The organism is Breznakibacter xylanolyticus (genome assembly GCF_003254275.1).
Lineage (GTDB): Bacteria > Bacteroidota > Bacteroidia > Bacteroidales > Marinilabiliaceae > Breznakibacter > Breznakibacter xylanolyticus.
In genome coordinates this window covers 1-5,620 of the sequence record NZ_QKZK01000069.1, presented here as the reverse complement: position 1 = coordinate 5,620, position 5,620 = coordinate 1, and the positions used below count along the sequence as shown (strand labels likewise).

At 51.9% G+C, this 5,620-nt stretch carries 4 protein-coding genes and 1 rRNA gene; 3 read left to right on the top strand and 2 right to left on the bottom strand.

What is annotated here, in order from left to right; translation table 11 throughout:
• Positions 1–91 (top strand): 5S ribosomal RNA (gene rrf, locus LX69_RS17220); the annotation flags it as partial.
• Positions 92–627: 536 nt separating this feature from the next.
• Positions 628–2,838, top strand: a complete 2,211-nt coding sequence (locus LX69_RS17215; protein ID WP_111447263.1) for a carbohydrate-binding domain-containing protein — start codon at positions 628–630, stop codon at positions 2,836–2,838.
• A gap of 91 nt (positions 2,839–2,929) precedes the next feature.
• On the opposite strand, the gene LX69_RS17210 is transcribed toward LX69_RS17215, so the two are convergent.
• Positions 2,930–3,949, bottom strand: a complete 1,020-nt coding sequence (locus LX69_RS17210; protein WP_111447262.1) for a J domain-containing protein — start codon at positions 3,947–3,949, stop codon at positions 2,930–2,932.
• A 34-nt stretch (positions 3,950–3,983) separates the two neighbouring features.
• Entirely contained in the window at positions 3,984–5,264 is a 1,281-nt protein-coding gene (gene fucP, locus LX69_RS17205; protein ID WP_111447261.1) for an L-fucose:H+ symporter permease, read from the bottom strand.
• Positions 5,265–5,333: 69 nt separating this feature from the next.
• On the opposite strand from fucP, the gene LX69_RS17200 reads away from it, so the two are divergent.
• Positions 5,334–5,620, top strand: a 287-nt coding sequence (locus LX69_RS17200; protein WP_185741728.1) for a transposase, incomplete at its 3' end; no start/stop codon positions are given.

Sequence of the window (5,620 nt, the reverse complement as noted above, 5' to 3'; positions counted from 1 at the left end):
GGTTCCACCTCTTCCCATTCCGAACAGAGAAGTTAAGCCCTGCCGCGCCGATGGTACTGCATAGAAGTGGGAGAGTAGGTCGCCGCCGATTTTTAGAAAAGCCAGTTGAGTAATCAGCTGGCTTTTTTGCGTTGTAGACTTTTTTATCCGCGAAGTGCACGAGGGGATCAGGTAGAAAAAGTTTTTTTAACCGCGAATTACACGAATTATACGAATTCTTTGCTTCGCAATGCGTCGAAGACAACGATAACTATGCTTCGCAAAGCGACTGCGTCGATTAGTACTAATGGAACGAATTGTTGCTCTGTGGATCTTAGTGCCTTCTCGGTGGGCTCTGTGTAATGGTGGGTGACACAGAGTTGCACAGAGGGGGCACGGAGTTTTTTGTTGAGTTGGATTGGGGGCTTGATGTGAAGCCTGTTTGTAGATGGGGTGGCAACTTGGGGATTGTATGTGAGGGAGAGGGAACTTAGGCGTTGAGGATGTTGTTTGGATTTTGCAGTTGGTTTGTTGATGGTTTGGATGGGTTTGTTGAAGTTGTTTTTGGGGAAGAGGCATGAGGATTAATATTGCTTCTTGATAGAGACTCATAATGAGATGCTTTGAATAAATCCAAACGAGTGCAAAATGAAAAAAAGCAAGTATTATTTATTAATGGTGTGCCTGTTGGCCTTTGGGGTGATAGGGGCGTGCAGTAAAAAGGATGATGTCACTGAGGAGGAGACGGAGGCGGTAGATGATAGCAGTGACGACAGTGGTGATGATGATGAGACATCGACACCGGTGGCCGGAACGGCTGACAACGGACTCACGCACGAGGCGGAATCGGATTACGTGTGGGATGTGTCGTCGATGGTGGAAATTGAGTTGAAGGGGAGTTCGATAGGAGTGACCTCGGAGGCGGTGACGGTGGACGGAAGTGTGGCCACAATTGCGAAGGCCGGTAATTACAGGGTGACGGGGACGCTGAGCGACGGTCAGTTGGTGGTGAATACCGACGAAGAGGGGGTGGTGAGGATTGTGCTGAATGGGGTGACGATGGCCAGTTCAACGTCGGCACCCATTTTTGTGAAAAAAGCCAAAAAGGTGATTGTGGTGTTAGGGGATGGCACGCAAAACAGCTTGACTGACGGGGCATCGTATGTGTTTGCATCGGCCGACGAGAGTGAGCCGGATGCGGCTTTGTTTAGCAAAAGCAATTTGACGATATGTGGGAACGGGGCGTTGACGGTGACCGGGAATTACCGTGACGGAATCGCCTCGAAGGATGGGTTAATATTGAAGGCAGCCAACGTAACGGTGACGGCAGCCGACGACGGCATCAGAGGGAAGGATTATTTGGTGGTGGCTTCGGGTGAGGTGACGGTGACGGCGCATGGTGACGGATTGAAAAGCCCTAACGATCAGGATGCATCGCTGGGGTTTGTGGACGTACAGGGTGGTGTGTTGAAGGTAACTTCGGGGAAGGATGCGATTGATTGTGAAGGGAATTTTACCATCAGCGGGGGCGAAGTGACCATCGATGCCGGGAGTGCTACGGCCACGACATCGGCGGCCAAGGGCATTAAGGCGGCACGATTGATGAGTTTTAAGGGCGGAAGCGTGACAGTGACCCTTCCGGGGCATGTGTATCTGGAGGCATCAGGCTCGGGATACGACCCGGCTTATGCCACGGGTATTAAGGGAGGCGTGGATGTGTCGATTGATGGCAGCAGCATTAAAATCACAGGAACCGGCAAGGGCGGCAAAGGGATTTCGGCCGCAGGCAACCTGGTGATCCATTCGGGTTCGGTGGAGATATCGGAATCAGGTGCCGGAGCGACCTATAAGAATAGTACGGGCACGACCGATGCATACAGTGCCGCATGTGTCACCGCTAAGGGCGATGTGGGGCTGTTGGGAGGGACGCTGGTGCTGACGGCATCGGGCAGTGGCGGCAAGGGTGTGAATGCCGGCGGAAAGCTGACCATCGGGCAGTCGGGCAATGGCCCCGATTTGACGGTGACCACCACGGGCGCCAAGTTTGTGGTGAGCGGGTCGGATTACAGTCATCCCAAAGCATTGAAGAGTGATGGCGAGATGACGGTGAACGGCGGAACCATGCGAGTTTCGTCGACCGATGACGGGATGAGCTCGGCTACGTCCATCACCATGAATGATGGCCAGGTGACCATTGTGAAGTCGGTGGAGGGCATCGAGAGCAAGATCATCACCATGAACGGCGGTAACGTGAGCGTGGTGGCCTCGAACGACGGGGTGAACGCCACGATGGGCACCGTGTCGGGCGGGACGGAGAGCAACGATGGCAGCTGTTTTTATATGAAAGGGGGTTACATGACGTTGAATGTGGCGTCGGGCGATGCGCTGGACAGCAATGGGAATGTGCAAGTATCGGGGGGCACGCTGGTGATGCACGGACCGGCTTCGCAACCCGAGGAGGCGCTCGACTTCAACGGCACGTTTACGCTCACGGGGGGCTTTGTGATTGCATCGAGTCCCACCAGTGGCATGCACGGGGCTAAAACGCCCGGCGGCTCCACATCGCAATACAATGTCACCCTGACGGCATCGTCGGGGGTGTCGGCCGGAAATATCTTCAGGGTGCAGGATGCCTCGGGCACCGATGTGGTGACCTTTGAGCCGGCACGCACGGCCAGTGTGTTCTTTTTAACGTCGCCCGTTTTGCAGCGCAATGTGAGTTATTCGGTTTATACCGGCGGCAGTTGCACGGGCACCTTAAAGGATGGCTTGTACAGCGGCGGCACCTATTCGGGGGGGACGAGCAAAAAGACGTTTTCCCTGAGCACATCGGCATACAACACGGCCGTGTCGTTTTAAGAGGTTTTAGTTTTCTTCATAGAGGTTTATCAGACAAAGGAGAAGCCCGTTCGCGAAACGTCGTGAACGGGCTTTGTTGCATTGCAATCAATTAAAAGAAGTCGGGATATTGAAGCATTTCGTCAACATCCGGAATTGTTTTGAGATGTTTTTTGAGGGCTTTGAGGTCTTTGAATGCATCGATGGTGGATTCCTCAAAGAGATGATTACGGAGTTTGAGGGATTCGATTTCGCGCTTGAGTTTGTTTTTTTGCATCACCTCGGTGCCGCAGGTGAGTAAATGGAGCATTTGGGTTTCGGGACGGTATTTGATGCTGTTGATTTCACCTTGCAGTTGTATGGATTGTTGCTTGAGCAGTTTCACGTAGCTTTTGATTTGTTCGTCGGCCATTTGCGAAAGCATCGACTGTTGCTGGTCGTCCATGTGCGCCAGGTGCAGATGCATGAGGGCGTGAATGTTGTTGTCGTTGTAGGCCAGGGTGACCTCCTTCATGATTTCGGTTTTTTCGGCACGCAGGGCGTCATCGTGTTCGCGGTCGGGATGGAGTTTTTTCACCAGGTCGGTGTAGAGTTTCTTGGTGATTTTCTCCAGTCGCGACGTGTCGGCCTGAGCGGCTTGCTGGCGTTCGGCTTCCTTTTTTTGTTGTTGTTTGGTTTTCTTTTTGGGCGGTTCGTTAAAAGTTTCGTCAAATATCCCTTCAAACATCTGTTCGAACATTTCATGGAAGGCTTCGCTTTCGTATTCAGATTCATCCTCCTGGGCTTCGAGAAACTCAGCAATGTCGAGCAATTCCTTGTCATCGGGGAAGGCGGCTAAGGCCGCACTGAGGTGGTTGTCGATGGTACGGATGATTTTTTCACGTTCGCTCTTGGTGATTTTGGGTTCGTTGAGCCATCCGTGCAGCGTCACCACGTAGCGTTTGGTGAGTTTGCCGAATTCCATCTCAAGGGGAATGAGATGTTCGGAGATGATTTGCGTGGCTTTGCGGATGTTTTGATGAAGCCGTTCCAGCTCTTTTTTGCGTTTTTCGATGAGGGCAACCAGTTTGTTAAACTCCTCTTGCTGCTGGGTAAGCTTTTGTTCCGATTTGATTTTGAGGATGGATGTCACGTTGATGTGTGTGGATGATGGATGAATGAGAACGTTATGCGTGCTTGGGGGCAAACCCTTTGATGGCGAACCACAAGATGTAAAGATAGCTGACAGCCGGCAACAGGAAGGCTACCGTGATGGAGCTCAGGTCGGAAATGAGCCCCATGAGTGCCGTGATCACGGCGCCTCCCACAATGGCCATGATGAGGATGGATGACCCTATTTTGGTGTCGTTGCCCAGCCCTTTGATGCTAAGCGCGAAGATGGTGGGAAACATGAGCGACATAAAAAAGCTGCTCACCACCAGTCCATAAAGGCCAATGATGCCCGGCATCACCACCGCTATCAAAGCCAGCAGTGCATTGGCAGCGGCAAACAGAGCCATGATGCGGTTGGGACGGAAATATTTCATCATAAAGGTGCTTGAGAATCGACCCAGCATCAAACAAATGAGCGACACGGTGAGGTAATCGGCGCCCGCCAGTTCGCTGGTGCCGGGGATGGTGTGCTTGGCATAGTTAATTAAATAGCTCCAGGTGCCCACCTGCGCTCCCACGTAAAGAAACAGGGCCACAACGCCCGCCACAAAATGTTGGTGACCGAGCAGGTTTTTGAAGCCGTGCTGATGTTGCGATGATGCGTCGGCTTCTTCTTTGATGTCCGGAAGTTTTGAAAATAAAATGAACACCGCCCACAGTGCCACAACGATGCCCAGCACCAGGTATGGTGTCTGCACCGCTTTGGTTTCGGCTGTGTAAAAGGCTTGCAGTTGGTCGGCGCTCATGGCCGCGATTTGCTGAGGCGTGTATTCAACCCCCGACAAGATGAAAAAACGCCCGATGACGATACCCATGATGGCGCCCAGCGAGTTGAACGCTTGCGACAGGTTGAGCCGTTTCTCCGATGTTTCGGCAGGGCCCAGCACCGTCACAAAAGGGTTGGCCGCCGTTTCGAGAAAGGCCAGACCCGAGGCAATGACAAACAGCGCCATCAAAAAGAGGCCATACACCCGTATTTCGGCAGCCGGGAAAAAAAGAAGGGCTCCCAATGCATACAACACCAGCCCGATGATGATGCCTGTTTTGTACCCAAAGCGTTTCATGATGCGTGCCGCCGGCAGCGCCAATAAAAAGTATCCCAGGTTGAAGGCCGACTGTACCAGCCCCGACTGAAAATTGGTGAGCGAAAACGATTTCTGAAACTGCGGAATCAGGATGCCATTGAGCGTGTTGGCCACTCCCCACATAAAAAAGAGGCTGGTGACCAGAATGAGCGGAATGAGAAAGCTGCCGGCTGCCTGTGCAGTGGATGGGCGTGATGCGGGTGTTGTCATATACGTGTGTTGGGTTGAGACTATTCATGGAACTGTGTCTGCAATATATAAATATTAATTTTGCAGACAATGAAAGACAAACCAGATTTCAGTTACGAAGACTTTGAACGGGAAGCGATCAAGGGACTTTATGAGAAAAAGAATTTCATGGGTGAGAACGGTGTTTTCACCCCTCTGATCAAGCATTTTTTAGAAAAGGCATTGGCCCTAGAGCTTGAACAACACCTTAAACATGAGGGCGGAAACAAGCGAAATGGGCTTACGACCAAAACAGTAAAAAGCTCTACCGGAGAGTTTGAATTAACAACCCCTCGAGACAGAAACAATACGTTTGTGCCCGAAATTGTGGCTAAGCG